This window comes from Caballeronia mineralivorans PML1(12), assembly GCF_001028175.1.
GTDB lineage: Bacteria > Pseudomonadota > Gammaproteobacteria > Burkholderiales > Burkholderiaceae > Caballeronia > Caballeronia mineralivorans.
The window spans coordinates 17,430-38,640 of the sequence record NZ_AEJF01000227.1 but is presented as its reverse complement, the minus strand read 5'-3'; the positions used below and the strand labels follow the sequence as shown (position 1 = coordinate 38,640).

The following is a 21,211-nucleotide window of genomic DNA, read 5'->3' as shown; positions in this document are numbered from 1 at the left end:
GCATCCGTTCGCCCGGACCTTGCCGTCGTGGCTCCCGTGGGTGCGCGGCTGGCTCGGCGCGCCGCGCGACCCGCTGCCGGGCGACTTCAACATGCCACGAGTGCAGACGCCGACGTTCGGCGCATCCGAACGGATGGTTGTATCACCGGGGCGCGAGCAGGACGGTATCTTCGAGATGCCAGGCGGACAATCGGGAAACCCACTGTCGCCATATTTTCTCGCGGGGCATGGTGCGTGGGTGCATGGCGAGACGACGCCGTTCCTGCCGGGCAAGACAGTTCACCGGCTTGAATTGGTGCGGCCAGCGCAGTGAACTGCCCGAGACGCTCCAACGTCACCGCATCCGGCAGTGCCGGCCAACAGCCGCAATCACGTCAAATCCTTCAAGAGCGACGCCCGCTGCCGGGACTCGATCGTCTGCACCGGCACCGGATAGTTCGGGTGATCGCATCCGATCTGCAACGCAGCCCCATCGCGCAAGCGCGCTTTCATCGCGGGCGTTAGCTCAAAGCGGACAAAATGCACTGCGGAGGTCTTCTCGGCGTTCTCGCGTTCCAGGTCCTCGTCGGCAATCGCATACACCGGCGGCTCGCCCTCCACCTGAACGAACACGCGATCCTCGATGCCAATCAGCCGTGCCAACGCGGCATGCCGCTCGATTTCGTTCGCGTATTCAATCTGCATCGTCGCTTTCAGATTGCTGCCGTCCGGCACGAGCGGCAGGTAGGCATCCAGTTCGGCCTGAATACCTTCTTCTTCGAAGATCTTTTCGATGTGGAGCATTTCCTGAATCTGATAGCGGATCGTCAACTCGTCTTCGAACAGGAACGTGACGTGATTACCTAGCGGCACGGTGCGCTCTTTCTTGTGCTCGATCACCTGAGTGCGCATGGCGATGCGCGACTTCGAATAGTTCTCGAGCGACAACAGCGAATGGCGGGCGATGCTCATCGGGGTGTCCTTGCAGTGCGAAATATCAGAGGCCGTAGGCCTTGCGCAATAGCGTCAGCGGATGCGCGAGTTGCGCTTTCGGCAAGCCATTTTCCTCAAGCCCCTGTTCGATATGATGGCCGGCCAGCGCGCAATCCGACGAAATGTAATCGGGCTGCGGCTGCGCCATCGCCTTGAATACCGGCGTGCCGATCTGCATCGCCGTGCGGTGAAACTCCTTTTTCACGCCGAACGTGCCGGCATGTCCGGAACATCGTTCGACTACGCTCACCTGCGTGTCCGGCACCAGCGCCAAGGTTTCAGACGTCTTGCGGCCGATGTTCTGCACTCGTGCGTGGCATGGCACGTGATACGCCACCTTGCCCAATCCGGTCTTGAAGTCAGTCTTCAGGAGTCCATCCCGGTGACGCAATACAAAGTACTCGAAAGGATCCCAGAAGGCTTCACTGACCGCTCGCACGTCGGCATCGTCGGGAAACATCAGCGGCAGTTCATGCTTGTACATCAGCACGCAGCTCGGAATCGCGCCGATGATCGCGTAACCCTCGCGCGCGTATTTCGCGAGCACCGGCATGTTCTTCTCTTTCTTGTCCGCAACGCCCTGCAAGTTGCCTTGTTCGAGCAACGGCATGCCGCAGCACGCTTCGCTCGTGACGAGCTCGTAAGGCACGTCGTTGTGAGCGAGCACCGCAAGCAGATCGTGGCCGATGCCGGGTTCATTGAAATTCACGTAACAGGTGGCGTAAATCGCTACCTTGCCGGGCGTACGCTCGCCATTGACAGCCTGCGACGCCGATGATTTTTTTGCTGCACCGCGGAATTTACGCGCCGCGAAATCCGGCAGCCACGCGTCCTTGTCGACGCCGAGCGCTTTTTCCATCATGCCGCGCGCCGTGACTGTGTGATTGACTGCGTTCACCGTCTGCGTAATGACCGGAATGCCCGCCAAATGACCGAGCGCATCGGTGTTCGAGAGAAACTTGTCGCGTAGCTTCACGTCGCCGCGTTTGTAGTCGACCGCCTTGGCCCGCAGCATCAGATGCGGAAAATCGACATTCCACGGATGCGGAGGCACGTACGGACACTTCGTCATGTAGCACAGGTCGCACAGGTAACACTGGTCGACCACCTTGCCGAATTCGCTCTTGTCGGCTTCGTGTGCTTCGCCCGTATCCGTTGCATCGACCAGATCGAACAGCGTGGGAAACGCACCGCACAACGACACACAACGCCGGCAGCCCGCGCAGATATCGAAGACGCGTGTCAGCTCCTGATCGAGTGCCTCCTGGTCGTAAAACCCGTCCGAAAGCCAGTCCAGCGGATGCCGGGTGGGTGCTTCGAGACTGCCTTCTTTGTGGGGCATGCCGTCATGCTCCTTTTGTACTTTTATGCTTTGATCCCGGATGACTGGCGCGATGCTACGCATCACGCCAACACGAGCAGACGCCTGCGAACCGTCGCCGCATACTTGGCGCCATGTCTATCAGGAACGTCGGCGCTGCCGCCGACGCGTCTCACGTCAGTCGACTAGCGCGTCAAGCGCCTTGGTATAGCGATTAGCGTGGCTACGCTCGGCCTTTGCAAGCGTTTCGAACCAGTTGGCGATTTCGTCGAAACCTTCTTCGCGCGCCGTCTTCGCCATACCCGGATACATGTCGGTGTATTCGTGCGTTTCGCCGGCAACCGCCGCTTGCAGGTTCAGGCGCGACGAGCCGAACGGCAAACCGGTGGCGGGGTCTCCCACCGCTTCCAGATATTCGAGGTGCCCATGGGCATGACCGGTTTCGCCTTCCGCTGTCGAGCGGAAAAGCGCTGCCACGTCGTTCTGACCCTCGACATCCGCCTTGCCTGCGAAATATAGATAACGACGATTCGCCTGAGATTCGCCAGCGAATGCTGCTTTCAGATTTTCTTCGGTCTTCGAACCCTTGAGTTGCGACATCTAAACCTCCATGCAAGCCTGTATTGGGGGGTGCGCGGTTGTAATATAGGTCGTCTCGATGACTCGCCATGCAGTCGCGCGAACCTGCACAGTCCCATCTAAATCTAGCAGGTGGATCGGGTGCCCCCGATTGTAGTTTTCAATCCCGTCGATAGCTGTTTGCAACGCTGGAGCCCGTCATTCCATGGCCGGTTTGACGATGCCTTCCAGTTGATAGATCTCCAGCTTTCGATATAACGTGCTGCGCGAAACGCCAAGCGAACGCGCAGCCTGGGCGAGATTGCCATGAGCGCCATGCACCGCGCGAGCAATGGCCACGCGCTCCGTTTCTTCCAGACTGGTTGACTGAAGCAGCGCCGGCTCCGCCGTGGCGACAGTCCCCGTTTCGTCGAGCAGTTCCGCAGGCAATTCGTCGAGCGCCACCTCCTCCTCGCGCGACGTCAACAGTAAGTTTTCTATAATGTTCCGCATCTCCCTGACATTGCCCGGCCACGAATAGGCTCGCAGCACCGCCATGACTTCGGCGTTCAGCCGCCTCACTGGAACCGCGTGGCGTTGGGCCAGTCGCCGGTTGAAATGTTCGACCAGGAGATCGATGTCGATGTCCCGCTCGCGCAGAGGGGGGATCCGTATGCGGGTGACGCTGATGCGGTAATAGAGGTCGCCGCGGAATCGGCCGGATTTTACTTCGTCGTGCAGATTACGATTGGTCATTGCCAAAAGGCGCACATCGACGCGCCGTGGCTGCGTGTCTCCTAACCGGTAGACGACACCCTCCTCGAGAGCGCGCAACAGGACGGGTTGCAATTCGAGTGGCAGCTCGCCGATTTCGTCGAGACACAAGGTGCCGCCATGCGCCAGTTCGAACCGGCCTGGCCGTCCCTCTGCCGTGGCTCCAGTAAACGCGCCACGCACATGGCCGAACAACTCGCTTCCTATCAGCTCCTTCGATGCCGCCCCGCAGTTATACGCGACGAAAGCTCCGCCCCCGCATTCCTCTCCGTGTAGTGCGCGCGCGAACAGTTCCTTGCCGACCCCGGTCTCGCCCTCGATCAACACCGGCACGCGCCTGCGGGCAAGCTGGTGTCCTCGATTGACGGCGGCGAGCATTGCCGCGCTTTGCCCCAATATCTGGGCGAAGCAGTTACGTTGAGGATCGGCTTCGCTTCCCGCCTCGCTGCCCACCCCGCTCCCGACCGCATTCCCGACTGTGCCGCTACGCTCGGCAATCCGGTTGGCCGTCGGCCGCGATCGCATTGCGGGAACAACGAGCATTGCGCCAATCGTGCTGCCTTCTACAACGACCGGGTTGAACCATTCGGCACGCAAGCCTTGGGGCAGGTGCCGGGCCCAGTCCTCCACGGCGGAGTTTTCGTCCATCCCGGGAAACCGCTCTCCGATGCCGACGGGAAGCGGCACCCTGCCGGTTGTATGAACAAGCCGTCCGCGCCGGTCGATGGCGATCATCCCCGCTGCATCGGACGATGAAAGCCGTTGCAGGCAAAAAGCCAATAGACGCATCTGCTGACGGGCGGACTGCTCGGCCAGCACCATTTCGATCTGTCGTGCCGCTGTGATCGCCAATGTCAGGTTATTGATCTGATAAGTCGAGGGCGGCCCGGAAATGTCCAGTACACCTATGATCTTACCGGTTCCGGGCTCGCAAATCGGCGCCGCCGCGCAACTCCACGACTTGATCCCTTCGCAGAAGTGTTCCGAACCATGAATATAGGTTGGCTCGCCGGTAGCGAGCGCGGTGCCGATGCCGTTGGTGCCGGCCATGCCTTCGCGCCAGTCGCCGCCTATCGTCAAATGGATTTTCTCGCCGGCCGTCAGGGTGCGAAGGTCGCCCGCGGCTTTGAGAATCACACCATCCTGGTTGGTGAGAAGCAAGATGGAATGCGAATCCGCGAAGAGATCCGCCGTCGCGGCGAAAAGACGATCGGAGGCCGCCAGCAACTCTCGATGACGCCAACGCAAAGCCTCGACAGCGTCGCCGTGTACCGCGAACGGCGCGAGGTTTGCAGAAGGATTGACGCCGGACTGCAGACTACGTTGCCACGACGCGACAAGAGCCGAAGGAACCGACAACGATGAATCACCCGCCAGGAAACGCTCCCATGCGCGCATTGTGTTGCGGTCAGAGTGGACGACGTCGGCCCGCTGCGCCTGGGCCATCACGCCATGCATCACGGCCTGATCGCCAGAACCTGACACACTGTCAATTTGATGTCTCGCCACAAGTCTCCTCCGATGCGATTGGTCAACCCGAAACCCCTCTGCGGCAGGCTTCGTCGTGACTCGCTATCTGGCATTGCGGCTGGCGCTTCTCGTTGTTCGATTCTGTAAGCTGGCAGCAACACCACGGACTAGTATATGCCTAGCTTCTGATCAGGTCCGCTCGGGAAAACACGGTCCGGCCAACGTGGCTAACTATTCTTTCACAAGACACATAGCAGACATATAAGGAGCCCCTGCGACGCTATTTTTAGCGGAAATGACTCAACGGGTATTGGCGTAATAGCCGGCTATTACAAAGCGTGCTCAGTCGGATCACGCGTTCACGTGAAACGGACTGGCTGCCTTGTACCAGATGAGCCGGACAGGCCGGAAACTCGGGTTGTCCGAATTCAGATAACGAAGAGCGACCTAAAATTCGGATACCGAAGTATTTATAGCTATTTCACCGGTCTCCACACAGAGGCCGGCGACGGCACGGCTACTTCCGGCCGAACACTTCAGCGCCGCCACCAAGGGCTGGCCCGGCAGTAGGATCGATGGACTCCGGCTTCTTGGCGATCAGCGTCTGGGTGGTCAGAATCAACCCGGCTACCGAAGCCGCATTGCGCACCGCGCTGTAACTGACCTTCACCGGATCGATAATGCCCGCCTCTACCAGGTTCACGAAGGCACCGGTGCGCGCATCGAGTCCCATGCCCGGCTTCGATCGCACCGCCTCGGCCACGATGGCGTCACCGTTCAGGCCGCAGTTCGTCGCGATGTGATACAGCGGTTTCATCAGCGCCCGCTGCAGCAGTCTCGCGCCCTGTTGGACGCTGCCCTGAGTTCGTGAAACGATCCCTTCAAGCTCGGAGGACACCCGCAGCAACGCCATCCCCCCTCCGGGCACGACGCCCTCGGCAATCGCCGCGCGCGCGGCATTGATCGCATCCTCGATCAGATGAAGCCGCCGCTTCTGTTCGACCGGCGTGGCTCCGCCGGCCAGGATCATCGCGGTGCCGCCGGATAGCTTGGCGAGGCGCACCTGGAACTTGTCCCGTTCAACATTCTCCGGCGCCATCTCGTATTGGCGCGCAACCTGCTGGCGACGTGCGACGATGCCGACCGGATCGCCGCCACCGGCCGTAATGATGGTCTGGTTTGCGGAAATGCGCACTTGCCGGGCACTGCCGAGATCTCGCAGTTCCGTGGTCTCGAGTTTTCCGCCCAGATCGCGGGCGATCACCCGGCCTCCCGTGACGATGGCGATATCCTCTAGCATCGCCTTGCGCCAATGCCCGTATTCGGGCGGATGGATGGCCGCCACGGGCACCCCGCCATTGTCTCGCCAGGCGAGCAAGCTCACCACACACGCAGGGGCAACCTCTTCGGCAATGATCAGCAGCGGGCGCTTGCTTTTTGCCACGAGCGCCTGGATTGCCGCCACTTCTTCCAGCGACTGCAGCCGCTGATCGGTCATCAGAATGAGCGGGTTATCGAGCACCACCTGCATTCTTTCAAGGTCCGTGACCATGTGGTGAGACAGGTAGCCACGATCGAAGGCCATGCCGTCGACCACTTCCAGCCGGGTTTCAACCGTGGTTCCATATTCGACGTCGACGATGCCGTCGGGACCTACCCGCTCCAGCGCTTCGGCCACCATCGCGCCCGTGACCTCGTCGTTCGCAGCCACTATGGCTACCGCACGGACCTCTTCGCTTCCGCGCAGCGGGGTCGCTGTGCGCTTGAGCGCCGCAATGACCTCGGTTACAGCGGCCTCGAGTCCCTGGACCAGTTCGACGGGGTTGGCCCCTTCCGCGAGACAGGCAAGGCCATCCTGCACCAGCGCGTCGGCCAGAACTGTCGCCGTAGTGGTCCCGTCACCGGCCACTTCGTTGGTCTGCTTCGATACTTCCCGCACGACCTGCGCGCCGATGTTCTCGAACACGTCTTCCAGCTCGATCTCATTGGCGATACTCACACCGTCGCGGGAGATGATCGGCGTGCCGATCGGACGGTCGATGATCGCGTTCATCCCGCGGGGCCCAAGCGTGCCACGTACCGCCTTGGCGAGCTTGGCGACTCCGCGGCCGAGAGCCATGCGGGCCTCATCGTCATGCAACATGATATTCGGCATGATTGCCTGTCTCCGTTTATGATTGATTTGGATTGCAAACCATTTTAAATTGATCTGACCGCGCTGATAGAACGAACGAAATGCACCGGTTTGACCTCCACTTGAGGCGTGCATGCTGCGCCGTATCGGGTGGCCAGTAAGCCGCGGCACATCGCGCTGTTGAATTCGGCGTTGACGCCAATCCGTCGCAAGGCGCGCAGGTAGGCGTGGATTTCGCCGGCATCGAGCAATGCGCCTTCGTGGTCGACAAAGGCCATCTCATCTGCGCTCGATCGGACGACCGTGCGCCGCTCCAGATAGCGTTCGACGAGACGATGACCCGCTGAATCGCACGGCAGCGCGGCAAGTTCCACCACGCTCAACTGCAGCAGCACCGTTGGCTCATGCCCATGATCGAGCAGATACGTTAGCAGCGCTTCCTGCCTTCGCTGGAAAGCCTTGACCATGAACGTTCGGCGAACCTCCTCCAGTTCTCCGCTGGCTTCATCGCCGAAAGTCGCCTGGAACGACAGGCCGGCCGCGACGCCGCGATTGATCTCGTCGGCATACATGTGCTCACCGAGGCCCACCGTGACCTTCGTGACCCACGGCAAGGCCGCGACGGCAATACGCATGTCGTCGGCCATCAGGAACGCGAAATTGGCAGCGCACCAGTAGGTCGGCAAGCGGAAATCGATGCGAACGTGACCGCCCGTATCGACGTCGACGCCGGTGACGAAACCCAGTTCCGTCACCGATTCGTCGAGTTCGGGATCGATGACGGACTGGAGCCGCGCCCACACCTCCGCAGTACGCTCAACGGCAGCTTCGGCGAGCATGATGGTCATGCCGTAGCCGGCTGCCGGGTGTCGGCGAGCAGCTTCTTCTGCGCTTCTATGTCGACGCCATACAAGCGCGCCGCGTTGAGCCCAAGGATCTTTTTCTTCGCTGTCAACGACAGTTGAACGCCCGTCTCCTTGCTGACGGATTCAGGCAGTTCGAATGCCATGAACTTCTCGATCAACCACTTGGGTGACCAGATACCGTAGTCGCTGCCGTACAGGATCTTGTCTTCGCCGATCCAGAAGAGCAATTCTGAAATTACATGGGCGAAATACTCGGGACGGGTGTGAATGAACGGCAGCACCACCGCCAGGCCGCCATACACGTTGGTTTCCTGGGTCGCGATCCAGCAGAAATCGTCCAGGCGCGGCAAGCCGCAGTGCTCGACAATAAAGTTCAGGTTCTGGAAGCTGGTCGCCGCGTCGTCGACGTCGGCAACATCGAAGGCGTCGCGGTTCAGCGGCAGGATGGTCGGACCTTTGTGGACGTGGATGTTCTTGATACCCAGCTTTTCGCAGCGTTCGAGGTACCTCTGCACGCCAGGATCCGACAGCTTGTAACCCTTGCTGTCGCCGCGCCATTCGGCGGTATAGAGCTTGACGCCCTTGACCTTGTAGCGCTCGGACAACTCGTCCAGGTAATCGAGTCCGGCTTCGCCGTCGCGAGGGTCGAACGCGCCGTTGACAATGAACCGATTCGGGTATTTCTCCTTCAACACGTAGTTGGCCTCGGTCGTGTTGAAGCCGTTCTTGTAGAAGTCCGTCAGATACGTCGGCTGACAGATCGCCATGTCGTCGTAGCCTGTGACGAACAGGTCGTTGTACATGACTTCTTCGCCGTACTTGTCGAACTTCTCCTTCGGCCACAAATACTCCTTGGGGCTCAGGTTCGAATGATAGGCATAGAAGCAATCGATGAACTGCTGGCCATGAACGTTCTTCAAGTTGGCCTTGCTGCCGTCCCAAAGGTGGACGTGCCCGTCGATGATGAAGATCTCTTCACCGTCCTTGGTTCGATACATGACATTGTCTCCATGGTTGTGCGAGAGCGACCTGCCTCACGGCATGCAAAGCCGGTCGCGAGGTTCAATAGCGGGTTACGTTGTCACTCGTAAGCCATGGCGTCGTCCATATTGCCGAACAGCACGACGGTGTCGTCGTCTATCATCACCATCCGCCCGTAATGGGTCGAGGTGGAAATCTCGAACAGATGCGGGGTCATCTCGCGGCCAAGCGATTCGCTGATCTCGCTCATCTTGAACTCGATCTTCCCTTGCCCGTCGATACGAATCATGGCGGGCAGGTAGGTCACCGTGATGCCGGGCTTGTGCGCCATTAACTCTGCAATCGCGCGTGCCTCGACACTATCGTTCATGGTGACGCCGCACTGATGAGAAATAGTCTGCTCGAAACGAACGTCCTTCATCGACTTGAAGATGTTGTCGGTATGCACTGACATTGCGTACTCCTCTTCCCGGTTAGATCGTATTACTAAAGAATGGCTCAGGCCTGGATCGCCAGAGGAAAATGAATGCCGATCTCTCGGGCGATCATCTCGGCGCGCTCGATTGAACTGTTCATGCTGTCGCTGAACTGCACCACCTTGGCATGCGGAATCGACCATATCGGTTGCAAGTGCTTCGCAGCGGCAGACGCCAGGGCGCCGTGCTTTTCCAGCCACTCGCCGAACAACTTGCGGTTGGCGTCGCCGTGCTTCGGGTCGTTGGCAAGCATGTGGAACAGCTCGACCGCGTTGGCCAGGTTGCGCTCATAGTCGCCCTCGGCCGCGGAAACTACCGTGGGCGTCAGGAAGTCGTTTTGCGATGCGGCCATCTGCATGATGAAGCCGCTGCGGAACAGGTCGGCCACCAGCGGTTCGAAGACCACGTTTACCGCGAAGTACTTTTCAAGGAAGTCGGTTGCACCGCCGATGGCCTCCACTGCCCGGCGCGTTTCCTGCCAGATCGGATCGTCCAGCCAGTGAGACTTACCGGCATCGAGGTCGAGATTCGGCGCGTCCAGTGCAATCTCTCCCAGATACAGCGTGAGGTCCTGGGCAAAACGCAGCTTGTACGACGCATTCGTGAGGATGGCACTATTGATCATCTGCGTCACGCCATAGCGCTGCGCGTGCATGGTCGCAGTACCCAGGCCAAACTCGGCATGCTTGTATGCCCCGAGATGCTGCTCCAACACCTTGAGCCACGCCTTGTCGAAACGCTTGACCGCCCCCGAGCGCCGGGCATTGCCGATAGCGCCGCTGATCATGCCGATGATCGTCGACTGGCGCTGGTAGTGGGTGCGCTCCCATTCCTCGTCGACCGCACGGAATTTGTGCCAGTCTGTACATTTGGCCGCCGTCCAGGTTTCGGAATAGGTCGGCGTGCCATCGGCGAACGAAATGATCCAGTCCTGCAGCAAATACCGCTTCGGGTCCGGCTGAACGTCGACGGTCATGTCCTCGTAGTGCGTCGCCTTGCGCCCCTTCGGCTCGTAGTAGTTGTACTTGCGGCTGTCCCAACCGGCAAACTGGGCCGCACCCGCCGCGCCTGACGCAAGCGGTACCGGTTGCTCTATCGAGGTGCTCATGTTGATCCTCCTTCGTCTTTCAGTTATCGGAACATCCCGCAATCGGGAGCCCTGCAAAGGGGCCGGTCAGCGGACGGCCTGAGTAAATTTGTCGAAATAAAGCCGCTCGGGTGCAACGCCGGCCATTTGCAATACGGGCATCACCGCATCGATCATCGGTGTCGGACCGCACGTATAAGCGTCGATCTCGCCAGCGAGCGCTTCCTCGCGCAAGGTCCGTCCGAGCACCTCGTGAATGAAGCCGGTCTCGCCGGTCCAGTCATCGCCTGCTTCAGCGTGCGAAAGCGCGGGTATAAAGCGGAAGTCAGGCAGCTTCGCCGCGAGTTCGGCGAAATCGTCGAGATAGAACAAGTCGCGACGGGTACGCGCGCCGTAGAAGAAACGCACCGGCCTTTGCTCGCCGCTCTGGACGAGATCGTTGAGGATCGACCACAGGGGAGACATTCCCGAACCGCCGCCCACCAGCACCATCGGCCCCGGCTGTTCTTCGCGCCGGAAGCACGTGCCATACGGTCCCTTTGCCACCAGCCGGTCGCCCGGCTTGAGGCCGTCGTCGAGCTGAGAAGAGAAGGCGCCATTGGGGTATTTCTTGATGATGAACGCAAGACTCGTCTGGCCCCGTGGCTCGCTTGGTACGCTCGCCATGGAGAACGATCGGGTAATGTCCAGCCCCGGAATGGTCAGGTCGACATACTGGCCGGCCCAAAACCGCAGCGGCTGATCCAGTTCCACTTCGAGCAGCCTGATGTCGTGCGTGAGAGCGGTTATCTTCGTCAGCGTCGCCCCGAATTCCTTCACCGCAATAGAGCGGCGCATCAGGTCTTCGTCGTAGTTCAGCAGTTCGACCGTCAGGTCACTGAAGGCGAGCGTCCTGCACAGCAAGATGTGATTCGTATCACGCTCATAGTCAGGCAGCGCGAAGGTTGAGTACTTCTTCATCTCGACATCGCCGTCGATCAACAAGGACTTGCAACTGCTGCACTGCCCTTCCTTGCATCCGTGCATCACCGAGATGCCCTGGCGGAAGGCGGCATCCAGCACGGTCTCGCCCTCCGCGACCTCCATCTCGACGCCGACAGGCTCGAATCGCACGGTATGAACTGTCTGGTAGTCGATTGTTTCCGGCATGGCATCCCTCTTCCATTGCGTGTCGCTCATCGTGCCCTCCTCATTCGTCCGGGAGCGGTAATCACCCACTCATTCACTCCCGGACGGCATCGCTTCGTCAGTTAACCGGATTAATCTTGAAACCGGCTCGATATTCGGCGATGTGCTTCTCGCGCTGCTCCGGTGTCATGCCCCGAAGCAGAACGATCGGGCTCTGGATGATGTGACCGCGAACATGATCGAGCGTCCACATGTTCCTGTCGTCGAACCGAAGATGCGGTTGCGGCACCAGGGTCTTGCCGTCGCTGCGCACGAAACCGAGATCCTTGATGCAATCGGCCAGATCCCAGCCGTGGTAGCACTCCTCCCACTCGCGGCGTCCGCTGAAGCGCCCCATGGCCGGTGTCGGCCGCCCCTCGTATTCCGAGGCGAACGCTACCTTGTGGGTCCAGCGGCACAACTCCGAGCAATAGGTGTACAGCTGGCCGTCCACTTCGTCGACTACGAAGTCTTCCCGGATCAGGCACGGCACCAGGCAACTCCAGCAGCGGTGCGGGTACACATAACCGTTCTCCTGGTCGAACAGCATGTTGGTCTCGCCAGGCACGCTCTTCTTCGCGTACCACTTCCAGTAGTCGCCGAATTCGGCGTACCAGCCCGGGTACTTGTGCTCGAACCACTCGAAGTCCTTTTCCGTCTGCGCCTCGATACGCCAGAAGTTGACCGGCCAGCCCACGGAGAAGAACTGCGCGACCTTGTGGACGTAATTCTTCTTCACCAGGCGATCCCATGCGGCCCCTACGTCGTCGTGGTGAATCTTGATGCCGTATTTCTCCAGCGGCAGCATGTAGGTACGGTAGTAATCCTCATAGATCCACCGGTGCCACAACTCGGCATACGACTCCTTGTTCTTGTCCCGGTCGGTGGTGCCGTACTCGATGAACGTGCCGATTGCCGCATCCACGATGGCGTGGTTCTGCCAGAAGGCGTAACGAAGATCGCGCTCGAGCAACAGATGGTTGTCCGGGTCGTTGATGACCGACATCACCAGCGAATGGCCGTTGCCGATATGCCGGCTTTCGTCGGACTGCACCGAGAGGAACACCGTCGGCAATGCATAGTCGCCGTTGCGCGCGGCCTCTGAAGGCATGGCGACGAACAGCGTGTTGGTGAACGCCGTTTCGGCGACCACTTGCAGGAACACGTTCGCTGCGGTGACGGCATCGCCGGTGAGGAACCCTTCGGCAAACTGGCGACCGATCGTGGTCGCGTAGCACTTGCCGAATGCCGCCTCGGTAATATCGAACCCAGCCGGGTCGATATAGTTCTCCATGTACCACTTCTTGAGGTTCATCTGGATAGTCGAGTGCCGGAACTCGTCGACCATCTGCATGGTGAAACCCGTGCGTAGTTCTTCTCCGGGGGCAAGGCGACCGAGCATCGCCATTGAACGCGCCGCCGAGATCTCCGGGAACGGGATGATCGCGAGGAACAGCTTCATCCACTCGACCCAGCGCGGCTGGACATTGCGGAACATGTCGCCGCGCAACGCCGCATCGAGCGCACCGTAGACGCGGTTGTCCTTTTCCTCCTGCATCGGAAAATAGGAACGCAGCACCTGTTTCATCGGGTCGCGTGGCGCCTTGCTGATCTTGTAGTCCGTCGGGAAGGTCATGGCCTCCTGAACGTAACTGGGCGTCCAGCCGAGATCGGCGACGCGGCGTGCCGCCTCGCCGATACTGATCCCACGCTGGGACGTGATCTTGTTGAGGGTTAATCCATCAGACATTGAGCTCTCCTTTTCCATTTCACGATTCACCGTCGTATGGCGGCGCTACGGGCAGGGCCGGTTGATGCCGCGGCCAGAGTCAACAATCAACAACACAGGCGGGGGTCACTGTCGCGAACAAAAAGGTATGCGGGTCCGGTCTTCACGATCCATGCCTCCTGTCGTTTTGTCATGCACTTCGGATCATCGACGCTTGGGTCTCGATCTACTCTCATAGAGCGATTTGCGTGCCAACGAGGCTAACGTCGCGCCCTATAAGGCTGTGCAGTGCATGCGGCCATTTGCATCATTTCCCTACAGCGAATTCTGTTTTGTTATGCGACATTCGCATTCAGCCGATCTGTCCGATATTGGGACGCTCTCCACTATCGCGGTTTTAAGTGGATTCTTCAACTAATCAGGATACCGTATTATCTACGTGACGACAGAAACAGCGTCCTCGTCCCGGTCTCACCATTTACCTGCGGTGGGGAAGAAGAGACCGCCCGAGGCAGTCAGACGGCACGGTCATCGCGCAGCCCTGAGCCTCAATACACAACTCTCTACAGTCTCAAGCCTCCATGCTTATCGCCCGTGTAGATCACGCTCTGGGCGTTATCACCATCCGGCTTCTTTTCGGCAATGAAACGCGCGGCGAGAACCAGGGCGCCCATCGCGAAGTCCTTGCCATAAGCCGCGGTCATTTCATCGCCAATCGCTCCCAGTCGCTCGAAGAACTGGTCCTTGGTGAGGTGTGCATCGGTCATCGTTGTCTCCTTCTTTGCATGTAATAGATCTTGCCCGCTCGCTTCATCTCGGGCTTCCGAAGTGAAACAGTGCCTCCGGCAGCGACACGAGCCCGAGTTCACCGGCCTCCGTGCCCAGCGCAAGGCGAGATCCATCGGGCGACCAGGCGATGGCGCTGACAGGACTGTCGCCGGCCCCCTTGACGAACAGGACGTCACTGCCGCCCGGCTGGCACAGCAGTACCGCGCCGTTGTGATACCCCACGGCAATCAATGGATGCGTGGGATGACACGCAACCTGAGTGACCGGGGTCTTGCCCGCAATGCCGCATTCTCGCGGCTGGTCGTCGCCACCTGGCGGGTCGAATCGCCAGCAAACCACACGCGGACCACCGCTCGTGACCAGAACCCGGCCGTCCGCCGAAAACGATAGCGATCGGGGTTGCCCGGGATAACCACCCATCTCGATGTCGCCACCGTCCGGCAGGCGCCACCCGTGCAACGCGTTCTCCTCCATGCCGCTCACCAGATAGCGGCCGTCGGGACTCCAGGCAACGCTGCGGTGATAGCCGGGCCACGCAAGCAGGCGCGGAACATGGGCGTGAACGGGCCATAGCGTGACTCCGCCCTGATGGGCGATCGCCAACTGATCGCCGGCGGCATTGAAAGCAAGGGCCGTTGCCGAGCCCGATAACGCCAGACTGGCAGGCTTCGCTCCCAGCCAGTGAGCCCGGCGGCCGGTTGTATAGGCTCGGCCGGCCGGACTCGTCGCCACGAGGTCGATCCACTCACCGTCGGCATCGACGAGAACCTCGCTCGCACCATCCACATTCAAGTGGACAAGCCGGCCATCGTCGCCACCACTGAGAAATCCTCCTTCAGGGTCGGCGGCGAGTGCGAGGCAGGTGCCGTCGTGCACGCTGAAGCGGGCCAGCGGCGCGGCGGGCTCCTGCGCCTGGACGAATTCGACACCGCCGCCCTGACGCGGCTTGAGCCCTGGGCCACCACGCCATTCAGCAACCGCGAGCGCCAGCGTGCCGTCACCCAGCGCGAATCCGGCATTGAGTCCGGCGGCATCCCAAGCGACAGCAACGACCGGGGCCTCCGTCACCCAACGGGCCCCGAGCAACTCGATCAAAGGCGGCGGCGCATTCATGAGTCGGTCTTGCAGTGCCCGATACTCTCCCGCAATCCGCGTCGATCGAGATTGCGGCCGATAAACACCAGCCTGCTATCGCGTACTTCGTCCACACCCCAAGGCCGGTCGAAATCCGTGTCCATGGTCATATGCACTCCCTGGAACACAAAGCGCCGGTCCGATCCCGCCAGGTCGACGATCCCTTTGGCTCTCAACAGATCCTGGCCTTGCTCGACTACCAGTTGCTGCAGCCACGATAGAAACCGGCTGCGTTCCAGCGGTTTTTCGACGTGCAGCGACACGCAATCAATGCCATGGCTGTGACGGCCGAGACTAACGGATATATGGCGAAACGGCCGTTCATCGCGGGGCGGCTCGTTGGCGTTGTCTGGCGACGAATCAAGATGCAGGCGCTTGAGATCGAACGCACCTCGATCCAGCAGCGCAGCAAGCGGCACTGCGCAGCGGACACTGTGCAGCAACTCCGCAGTGGGGTTGAACCCTCGTATGGCTGCCTCTACCGAAGCCAGACCGGTTGCATCGACGAGGTCGGTCTTGTTGAGCAGTACGGTGTCCGCCTGTGCCAGTTGCTCCGCGGCCTCACGGCTGTCGGCCAGACGTGCTTGCAGGTGCAGCGCGTCGGCCACGCAAATCACGCTGTCGAGCCGCGTGCGCTGACGGATGGCATCGTCGAAAAAGAATGTCTGAACCACGGGTGCGGGGTCCGCCAATCCCGACATTTCTATCAGGATGCCGTCGAAGCCGCCCTTGCGTTTGATCAGCCCCGACACCACGCGGATCAGGTCCCCGCGCACTTTGCAGCACACGCAGCCGTTGTTCAGCTCAACCACCTCATCTTCCGCGCCAACAACGAGACCCCCATCGATGCCGAGTTCGCCGTATTCGTTGACGATCACCGCGTAACGCCGGCCGTGCTGCTCGCGCAGGATGCGATTGAGCAGCGTGGTCTTGCCGGCGCCGAGAAACCCGGTAAGCGCAGTGACCGGTATTCGATTCATTGCAAATCTCCCGGTTGCTTGCCCGACCCCGCCGTGTCGAAATTCGCCAGCTCGTTCTCGAGCCAGTCACGCTCGGCTTCGATAGCCAGCAGCTCGTTTTCCGAGGCGCTCAACCGCTCCCGCAATTGCGCGATATCCCGCGTCCGGTCCGGCGTGACGCCTTCGTGCTTCTCGCACGCCAGCGCACACGCCAACTCGATCTCAGCGCCGGCGCACCGGTTTTCGCCGCGCAAGTAGCGGGAATTGACCTCGGTCAGTGCAATGACCAATCGCACACGTTCGGGAATCGGCATTGGATTTTGTTGCGACGCCACGGCGCTCTCCCTGTCGGACCCATCGCTATGGAATCAGCACCGCGCGGCCCCTGACCTTGCCGTGGTGCAGGTCCTTGAGGGCCTGATTCGCCTCGCTCAAACGGTATTCCTTCGTCGCCAGATGAACCAGTCCACGATCGGCCAACGCCATCAACTCGACCAGTTCGGGATAGGTACCGACCAGATTGCCGACGATGGTTTTCTCGCTGGTGATCATGTCGATGCTCGGCAACTCGATCTTCCCGCCATAACCGACGATGTAATAGAACCCGCCGTTGCGCGTCATGGCGAGGCCTTTGGCGACCGCATCACCTTCGCCGACAAAATCGATGACCGCCTCCGCGCCATTGCCGCTGGTCAACTCGAGCACGCTTTGCACTTCGTCGCTGCCGCCTTTGACCGTATGGTGCGCCCCGCACTCCTTAGCCAGTTGCAATGCGGTTTCCGAGCGGTCGACCACGATGATTTCCGCAGCGCACAAGGCCTTCAATACCTGGATGCCGATGTGCCCCAGGCCGCCGGCGCCAATCACAACGGCAAACTGGCCGGGCAGCAGATGGCGCGACGCCTTCTTGGCAGCGCGGTAAGCGGTCAATCCAGCGTCGGTGTAAGGCGCGACATCCTTGGGCGCCAGCGACTTCGGCAGCTTGATCAGCGAACGCTCGCCCGTCAGCAGATATTCGGCATAACCGCCATTGGCATTGATGCCTGGGAAACTGCTGTCGGTCGCATGCATGTCGTCGCCGCGCCGGCACGCCAGGCAGTGACCGCTGGTCACGAGCGGGTGGCAAATCACGGCATCGCCCACCTTGACGCTCTCCACGGCGGATCCCACGGCCTCGACCCAGCCGGCATTTTCGTGGCCCATGATGTAGGGCAACGCCACGTCGACCTTGCTGCGCCAAATGCCTTCGACAACGTGCAGATCGGTGCGGCAGACACCGGCGCCTCCTATACGCACGATCACGTCGGTGGCTCGCCCGATCTTCGGATCAGCGACCTCCTCATAACGCACGAACTCGTCACGAGTCAATGATTCGTCGTACTCATGCAGCACTGCAGCTTTCACGTTTTGTCTCCTTATCACGGCTTGCAGGGAAACTTGCCGGCCTATAAATGGCCAGTTGGGCGCGCTTTGGTTACGCCCGACGCGCGTTCGAAAATCGTCAACTCGAAAACTCGCCGGCTCCTCCAACGCATTTTTATCGCTCTTGTTTATGCAATCTCTGTGCCGACGACGCTTAACCCGCCACAGCTGGGCCTTACTGCCCGGCGGACAAAAGGAAAGTGACTGACTGGATAGCCGCTCTGGCCCGCTCGGGAACTCGCCCACTGTCGCAGAATCGGACGCCTGATCAAGCGGTGGCTAGCCCATGTGTCTCGAAATGAGACACATGGGTGCCGCCATTGAAGGGGGGAACGTGTTGGCGCGGGGCCACCCCTCGCCGTGGTCCACGCTCGAGATTTTCTGGCCGCCCAAAACGCCGCCAGTGAGATTCAAACGGCGTATTCGTTCGCTTCAAGCGGGCTACAGGTGCAGCCGAGCGTGTATTGCGTCATCGAATAAGCTTCAGGAAAACGAGGTCAATCGCCCCTCGTCTGCGCTTCAACACTGTGGCTTCTACTCGATCGATTGTCCGTAAGAACTCCGAACAAACTGTTCTGATTGCTCTGCACGATTCAATCCAAACACGACCGCCACTAACCCGTGTGGCATGCGGTTACTGCGCTTCGTTCGACAGTTCCGCCTGGATCGCTTCGAGCAGGCGTGGATCGTCGGCCGTGACATCGGGGGCGAAACGGCCCACTACGCGGCCATCCCTGCTGATCACGAATTTCTCGAAATTCCATAATACGTCCGGCGCAGGATTAGGCTCGATGCCATAACCCTTCAGCCGCTCGCGAAAAGGGCCGTCACCGGTGGCATTCGGCCGCGTGCTGGTCAGCGTCCGGTAAAGCGGATGCTGGTCGGCGCCCACCACCGATACCTTCGAAAACAGGGGGAATTTGACATCGTAGGTCAGGCTGCAAAACTCCTTGATCTCGGCGTCGCTGCCCGGCTCCTGGCCCTTGAAGTTATTCGCCGGAAACGCCAGCACTTCCAGGCCCTCTGTCCGCTTGTCCTCGTAGAGTTTCTCCAGGCCTTCGTATTGCGGCGTAAGTCCGCACTTGGAGGCCACGTTCACCACCAACAACACCTTGCCCTTGAACGGTTCAAGCGTAAGCGCTGCGCCGTCGATGGATTTAACCTGAATATCGTAGATTGTCTGGCTCATGGTTTGACTCGCTGGAGAATGGGATGAGTGTGGGATCAGGCAGCGCCTATCGTACTTCGGAATCGTCAAAGCAGCGCGCGATGCGTCCGGCAACCTATATGCCAAGGTTGATTACCAACTCTCGCCAAGGGCTTACCCATTATTGTGTTTTGTATCGACTGGTGAGCGCAGTGGGTGCACGGTGCGTCGCGTAAGAGGCCGCATCGCGTTGCCCCGGGCGTCTGCAGTACAGCTCCGGTCAGTGCTGCAGGAAAAACAGGCGTTATTGTTTTGTTACTCGCCGTAGCAAGTGGCTTCGGTCGAAGCTGATAACTTAAGAACAGTCATGCCGTTCATGTGATCGTATCGACAGCGTGAACGGGTGCGACCCACCGAAAACGAAGGAGAAGTGCATGAGAAAGATTGCAGCTATCGCTGCCCTGGCGGCCGCAACATCGCTACTTGGCGGATGCTGGTGGGGCCCGCCGCCGGGAGGAGGATGGGGTGGTCCCGGACACGGTGGCCCGGGAGGAGGGCCTGGCGGTGGCGGTCCGCAAGGCGCGGTCATCGTGCCGCATACGACTTCTGTGGCCTGACCATTCATTTGACCCGGTCGGCCCCACCCACCCCGTTGGTGGGGTTCCGCCGGTTCACCGCATGCTCCAGCTCTCCGGCGCCACGGTCATAAGCGTGCGCCCTTCCCGCTAGCGCAGATGACACGTCCAGTTACTTCGCCGCGAGCTTCGCCGCGATCTGCGCCACGTGACGACCCTGGAAGCGCGCAATAGCCAGCTCGTTGTCGCTTGGCTGTCGCGAGCCGTCAGCCTTGGTCAAGGTGGATGCGCCATAGGGCGTGCCGCCCGATATTTCGTCCATGTTGAGCAAGCCCTGTTCGGAATAAGGCACCCCGACGATCACCATGCCCTGATGGAGCAGCGTGCTATGGAAGCTCGTGATCGTGGTCTCCTGTCCGCCATGCTGGCTTGCAGTGCTGGTGAACACGCTGCCCACCTTGCCGATCAAGCCGCCGCTCATCCATAACCCGCCGGTCTGATCAAGGAAATTGCGCATCTGCGCGCACATGTTGCCAAACCGCGTGGGCGTACCGAAGATGATCGCGTCGGCTTGCGCCAGTTGCTCGACCGTAGCCAGGGGAACATGCGCAAACGCCGCTCGCGCTGCCTTGGCACCACTCTTTTCCAATACCTCGTCGGGCATCAGTTCAGCAACCTGATGGAGCGAGACCTCGGTGTCCGCCACCTCGCGCGCTCCCGCAACAATGGCCTCCGCCATCCGATAGATGTGTCCATACATGCTGTAGAACACTACTTGAACCTTGACTGTCATGGCATCTCTCCTGGGTCGTCATGTCAGGCCGCGCTCTGCGTCGCCAGCAGCGCTTTTGCCACGGCTTCCGACGACGCGGGATTCTGGCCGGTAATGAGGTTCCCGGCGACAACGACATGGGATTGCCAGTCCGGGCCCTTCGAATACTTGCCCCCATTCTTCTTCAACATGTCTTCAACGAGGAACGGCACTACTTGGGTCAGGCCGACGGCCTCCTCTTCGGAATTGGCAAAACCGGTCACCGCCTTGCCCTGCACAAGCGGGGAACCATCTTGCGCCTTCGTATGGCGTAGCACGCCGGGAGCATGGCAAACCGCGGCGACGGGTTTACCGTCCGCAACCATGGCTTCGATCAATGCAATCGACTGCGGATCTTCCGCCAGATCCCACAATGGACCATGCCCACCGGGATAAAACACGGCGTCATAGCCTGCGCTCGAGACAGTCGAGAGCTTCATCGTGCTTGCCAAAGCAGCCTGCGCATCCTTGTCGCTCTTGAAACGCCGTGTGGCGTCGGTTTGTGAATCCGGATCGTCGCTCTTGGGATCGAGGGGCGGCTGCCCGCCTTTGGGGGATGCAAGTGCAATCTCGACACCTGCGTCCTTGAACACGTAATAAGGAGCGGCAAATTCTTCTAGCCAGAATCCAGTCTTCCGGCCGGTATTGCCGAGTTGGTCGTGTGAAGTCAAAACCATCAGAAGTTTCATAACACCCTTGCGAGTCTGTTAGGTTCGCGTTACAACGAACGCTGCCTGGCGCAGTCGAACACCAGGATATCCAGCCAGTATAGGCGGCTATCAAGGGCACGGCGGGTGTTTCTCCCTGGCGTCCTATGGCGGCACGCATGCCGCCCGACG

The 21,211-nt window shown here is 60.2% G+C and carries 21 protein-coding genes; 2 read left to right on the top strand and 19 right to left on the bottom strand.

The window, feature by feature from the left end:
* The coding region (locus tag EOS_RS36880) for a penicillin acylase family protein (protein WP_047897157.1) at window positions 1-313 on the top strand (313 nt) is incomplete at its 5' end.
* 56 nt (window positions 314-369) lie between these two features.
* Here the strand turns inward: EOS_RS36880 and EOS_RS36875 are convergent.
* The 17 genes from EOS_RS36875 to EOS_RS36795 all read right to left on the bottom strand — a co-directional run bounded on the left by EOS_RS36875 (window position 370) and on the right by EOS_RS36795 (window position 19,028).
* Entirely contained in the window at window positions 370-951 is a 582-nt protein-coding gene (locus tag EOS_RS36875) for a DUF3501 family protein (protein ID WP_047897156.1), read from the bottom strand.
* A gap of 25 nt (window positions 952-976) precedes the next feature.
* Window positions 977-2,314, bottom strand: coding sequence for a heterodisulfide reductase-related iron-sulfur binding cluster (locus tag EOS_RS36870; protein ID WP_047897155.1), 1,338 nt, complete (start codon window positions 2,312-2,314; stop codon window positions 977-979).
* Between the two features lie 156 nt (window positions 2,315-2,470).
* Complete coding sequence (locus EOS_RS36865; protein WP_047897154.1) at window positions 2,471-2,893, bottom strand: rubrerythrin family protein; 423 nt, start codon at window positions 2,891-2,893, stop codon at window positions 2,471-2,473.
* Window positions 2,894-3,070: 177 nt separating this feature from the next.
* Window positions 3,071-5,083 (bottom strand): sigma-54-dependent Fis family transcriptional regulator, encoded by a 2,013-nt coding sequence (locus EOS_RS36860; RefSeq protein ID WP_047897160.1) that lies wholly within the window; start codon window positions 5,081-5,083, stop codon window positions 3,071-3,073.
* Window positions 5,084-5,612: 529 nt separating this feature from the next.
* A complete protein-coding gene (gene groEL, locus EOS_RS36855) occupies window positions 5,613-7,250 on the bottom strand; it encodes a molecular chaperone GroEL (protein WP_047897153.1) in 1,638 nt (545 codons plus the stop codon).
* A 44-nt stretch (window positions 7,251-7,294) separates the two neighbouring features.
* On the bottom strand, window positions 7,295-8,077 hold the full coding sequence (locus EOS_RS36850) for a metal-sulfur cluster assembly factor (protein ID WP_047897152.1): 783 nt from the start codon (window positions 8,075-8,077) through the stop codon (window positions 7,295-7,297).
* Window positions 8,074-9,093, bottom strand: a complete 1,020-nt coding sequence (locus EOS_RS36845) for an amidohydrolase family protein (RefSeq protein WP_047897151.1) — start codon at window positions 9,091-9,093, stop codon at window positions 8,074-8,076. The genes EOS_RS36850 and EOS_RS36845 overlap by 4 nt, the downstream gene beginning before the upstream one ends.
* An 83-nt stretch (window positions 9,094-9,176) precedes the next feature.
* Window positions 9,177-9,530 (bottom strand): MmoB/DmpM family protein, encoded by a 354-nt coding sequence (locus EOS_RS36840; protein ID WP_047897150.1) that lies wholly within the window; start codon window positions 9,528-9,530, stop codon window positions 9,177-9,179.
* Window positions 9,531-9,574: 44 nt separating this feature from the next.
* Window positions 9,575-10,660: a ferritin family protein gene (locus tag EOS_RS36835; RefSeq protein WP_047897149.1), complete on the bottom strand. Its 1,086-nt coding sequence runs from the start codon at window positions 10,658-10,660 to the stop codon at window positions 9,575-9,577.
* Window positions 10,661-10,726: 66 nt separating this feature from the next.
* Window positions 10,727-11,818: an NADH:ubiquinone reductase (Na(+)-transporting) subunit F gene (locus EOS_RS36830; protein ID WP_047897148.1), complete on the bottom strand. Its 1,092-nt coding sequence runs from the start codon at window positions 11,816-11,818 to the stop codon at window positions 10,727-10,729.
* Between the two features lie 67 nt (window positions 11,819-11,885).
* The gene (locus EOS_RS36825) at window positions 11,886-13,556 is read right to left on the bottom strand and encodes an aromatic/alkene/methane monooxygenase hydroxylase/oxygenase subunit alpha (protein ID WP_047897147.1); all 1,671 of its coding nucleotides are present in this window, start codon (window positions 13,554-13,556) and stop codon (window positions 11,886-11,888) included.
* 542 nt (window positions 13,557-14,098) lie between these two features.
* Entirely contained in the window at window positions 14,099-14,302 is a 204-nt protein-coding gene (locus tag EOS_RS36820) for a hypothetical protein (RefSeq protein WP_047897146.1), read from the bottom strand.
* A gap of 43 nt (window positions 14,303-14,345) precedes the next feature.
* Complete coding sequence (locus tag EOS_RS36815; protein ID WP_047897145.1) at window positions 14,346-15,437, bottom strand: WD40 repeat domain-containing protein; 1,092 nt, start codon at window positions 15,435-15,437, stop codon at window positions 14,346-14,348.
* Window positions 15,434-16,438, bottom strand: a complete 1,005-nt coding sequence (locus EOS_RS36810) for a CobW family GTP-binding protein (protein WP_047897144.1) — start codon at window positions 16,436-16,438, stop codon at window positions 15,434-15,436. Before EOS_RS36810 ends, EOS_RS36815 begins: the two co-directional genes overlap by 4 nt.
* A complete protein-coding gene (locus EOS_RS36805; protein WP_235443081.1) occupies window positions 16,435-16,752 on the bottom strand; it encodes a hypothetical protein in 318 nt (105 codons plus the stop codon). Before EOS_RS36805 ends, EOS_RS36810 begins: the two co-directional genes overlap by 4 nt.
* A 25-nt stretch (window positions 16,753-16,777) precedes the next feature.
* Entirely contained in the window at window positions 16,778-17,821 is a 1,044-nt protein-coding gene (locus tag EOS_RS36800) for an NAD(P)-dependent alcohol dehydrogenase (RefSeq protein WP_047897142.1), read from the bottom strand.
* Between the two features lie 652 nt (window positions 17,822-18,473).
* Window positions 18,474-19,028, bottom strand: coding sequence for a glutathione peroxidase (locus tag EOS_RS36795; protein ID WP_047897141.1), 555 nt, complete (start codon window positions 19,026-19,028; stop codon window positions 18,474-18,476).
* 392 nt (window positions 19,029-19,420) lie between these two features.
* On the opposite strand from EOS_RS36795, the gene EOS_RS45225 reads away from it, so the two are divergent.
* The gene (locus EOS_RS45225; protein ID WP_075645469.1) at window positions 19,421-19,603 is read left to right on the top strand and encodes a hypothetical protein; all 183 of its coding nucleotides are present in this window, start codon (window positions 19,421-19,423) and stop codon (window positions 19,601-19,603) included.
* A 130-nt stretch (window positions 19,604-19,733) separates the two neighbouring features.
* On the opposite strand, the gene wrbA is transcribed toward EOS_RS45225, so the two are convergent.
* Window positions 19,734-20,354 (bottom strand): NAD(P)H:quinone oxidoreductase, encoded by a 621-nt coding sequence (gene wrbA, locus EOS_RS36790; RefSeq protein WP_047897140.1) that lies wholly within the window; start codon window positions 20,352-20,354, stop codon window positions 19,734-19,736.
* 23 nt (window positions 20,355-20,377) lie between these two features.
* Window positions 20,378-21,061, bottom strand: coding sequence for a type 1 glutamine amidotransferase domain-containing protein (locus EOS_RS36785; protein ID WP_047897139.1), 684 nt, complete (start codon window positions 21,059-21,061; stop codon window positions 20,378-20,380).
* Window positions 21,062-21,211: the final 150 nt, after the last annotated feature.

Excerpts from the sequence above, each read along its gene's own strand:
- wrbA (WP_047897140.1), bottom strand. The coding sequence starts at position 20,354 with ATGACAGTCAAGGTTCAAGTAGTGTTCTACAGCATGTATGGACACATC.
- EOS_RS36820 (WP_047897146.1), bottom strand. The coding sequence starts at position 14,302 with ATGACCGATGCACACCTCACCAAGGACCAGTTCTTCGAGCGACTGGGA.
- groEL (WP_047897153.1), bottom strand. The coding sequence starts at position 7,250 with ATGCCGAATATCATGTTGCATGACGATGAGGCCCGCATGGCTCTCGGC.
- EOS_RS36845 (WP_047897151.1), bottom strand. The coding sequence starts at position 9,093 with ATGTATCGAACCAAGGACGGTGAAGAGATCTTCATCATCGACGGGCAC.
- EOS_RS36795 (WP_047897141.1), bottom strand. The coding sequence starts at position 19,028 with ATGAGCCAGACAATCTACGATATTCAGGTTAAATCCATCGACGGCGCA.
- EOS_RS36815 (WP_047897145.1), bottom strand. The coding sequence starts at position 15,437 with ATGAATGCGCCGCCGCCTTTGATCGAGTTGCTCGGGGCCCGTTGGGTG.
- EOS_RS36850 (WP_047897152.1), bottom strand. The coding sequence starts at position 8,077 with ATGACCATCATGCTCGCCGAAGCTGCCGTTGAGCGTACTGCGGAGGTG.
- EOS_RS36875 (WP_047897156.1), bottom strand. The coding sequence starts at position 951 with ATGAGCATCGCCCGCCATTCGCTGTTGTCGCTCGAGAACTATTCGAAG.
- EOS_RS36835 (WP_047897149.1), bottom strand. The coding sequence starts at position 10,660 with ATGAGCACCTCGATAGAGCAACCGGTACCGCTTGCGTCAGGCGCGGCG.
- EOS_RS36830 (WP_047897148.1), bottom strand. The coding sequence starts at position 11,818 with ATGAGCGACACGCAATGGAAGAGGGATGCCATGCCGGAAACAATCGAC.
- EOS_RS36865 (WP_047897154.1), bottom strand. The coding sequence starts at position 2,893 with ATGTCGCAACTCAAGGGTTCGAAGACCGAAGAAAATCTGAAAGCAGCA.
- EOS_RS45225 (WP_075645469.1), top strand. The coding sequence starts at position 19,421 with ATGAGAAAGATTGCAGCTATCGCTGCCCTGGCGGCCGCAACATCGCTA.
- EOS_RS36810 (WP_047897144.1), bottom strand. The coding sequence starts at position 16,438 with ATGAATCGAATACCGGTCACTGCGCTTACCGGGTTTCTCGGCGCCGGC.
- EOS_RS36840 (WP_047897150.1), bottom strand. The coding sequence starts at position 9,530 with ATGTCAGTGCATACCGACAACATCTTCAAGTCGATGAAGGACGTTCGT.
- EOS_RS36860 (WP_047897160.1), bottom strand. The coding sequence starts at position 5,083 with ATGCATGGCGTGATGGCCCAGGCGCAGCGGGCCGACGTCGTCCACTCT.
- EOS_RS36870 (WP_047897155.1), bottom strand. The coding sequence starts at position 2,314 with ATGCCCCACAAAGAAGGCAGTCTCGAAGCACCCACCCGGCATCCGCTG.
- EOS_RS36785 (WP_047897139.1), bottom strand. The coding sequence starts at position 21,061 with ATGAAACTTCTGATGGTTTTGACTTCACACGACCAACTCGGCAATACC.
- EOS_RS36825 (WP_047897147.1), bottom strand. The coding sequence starts at position 13,556 with ATGTCTGATGGATTAACCCTCAACAAGATCACGTCCCAGCGTGGGATC.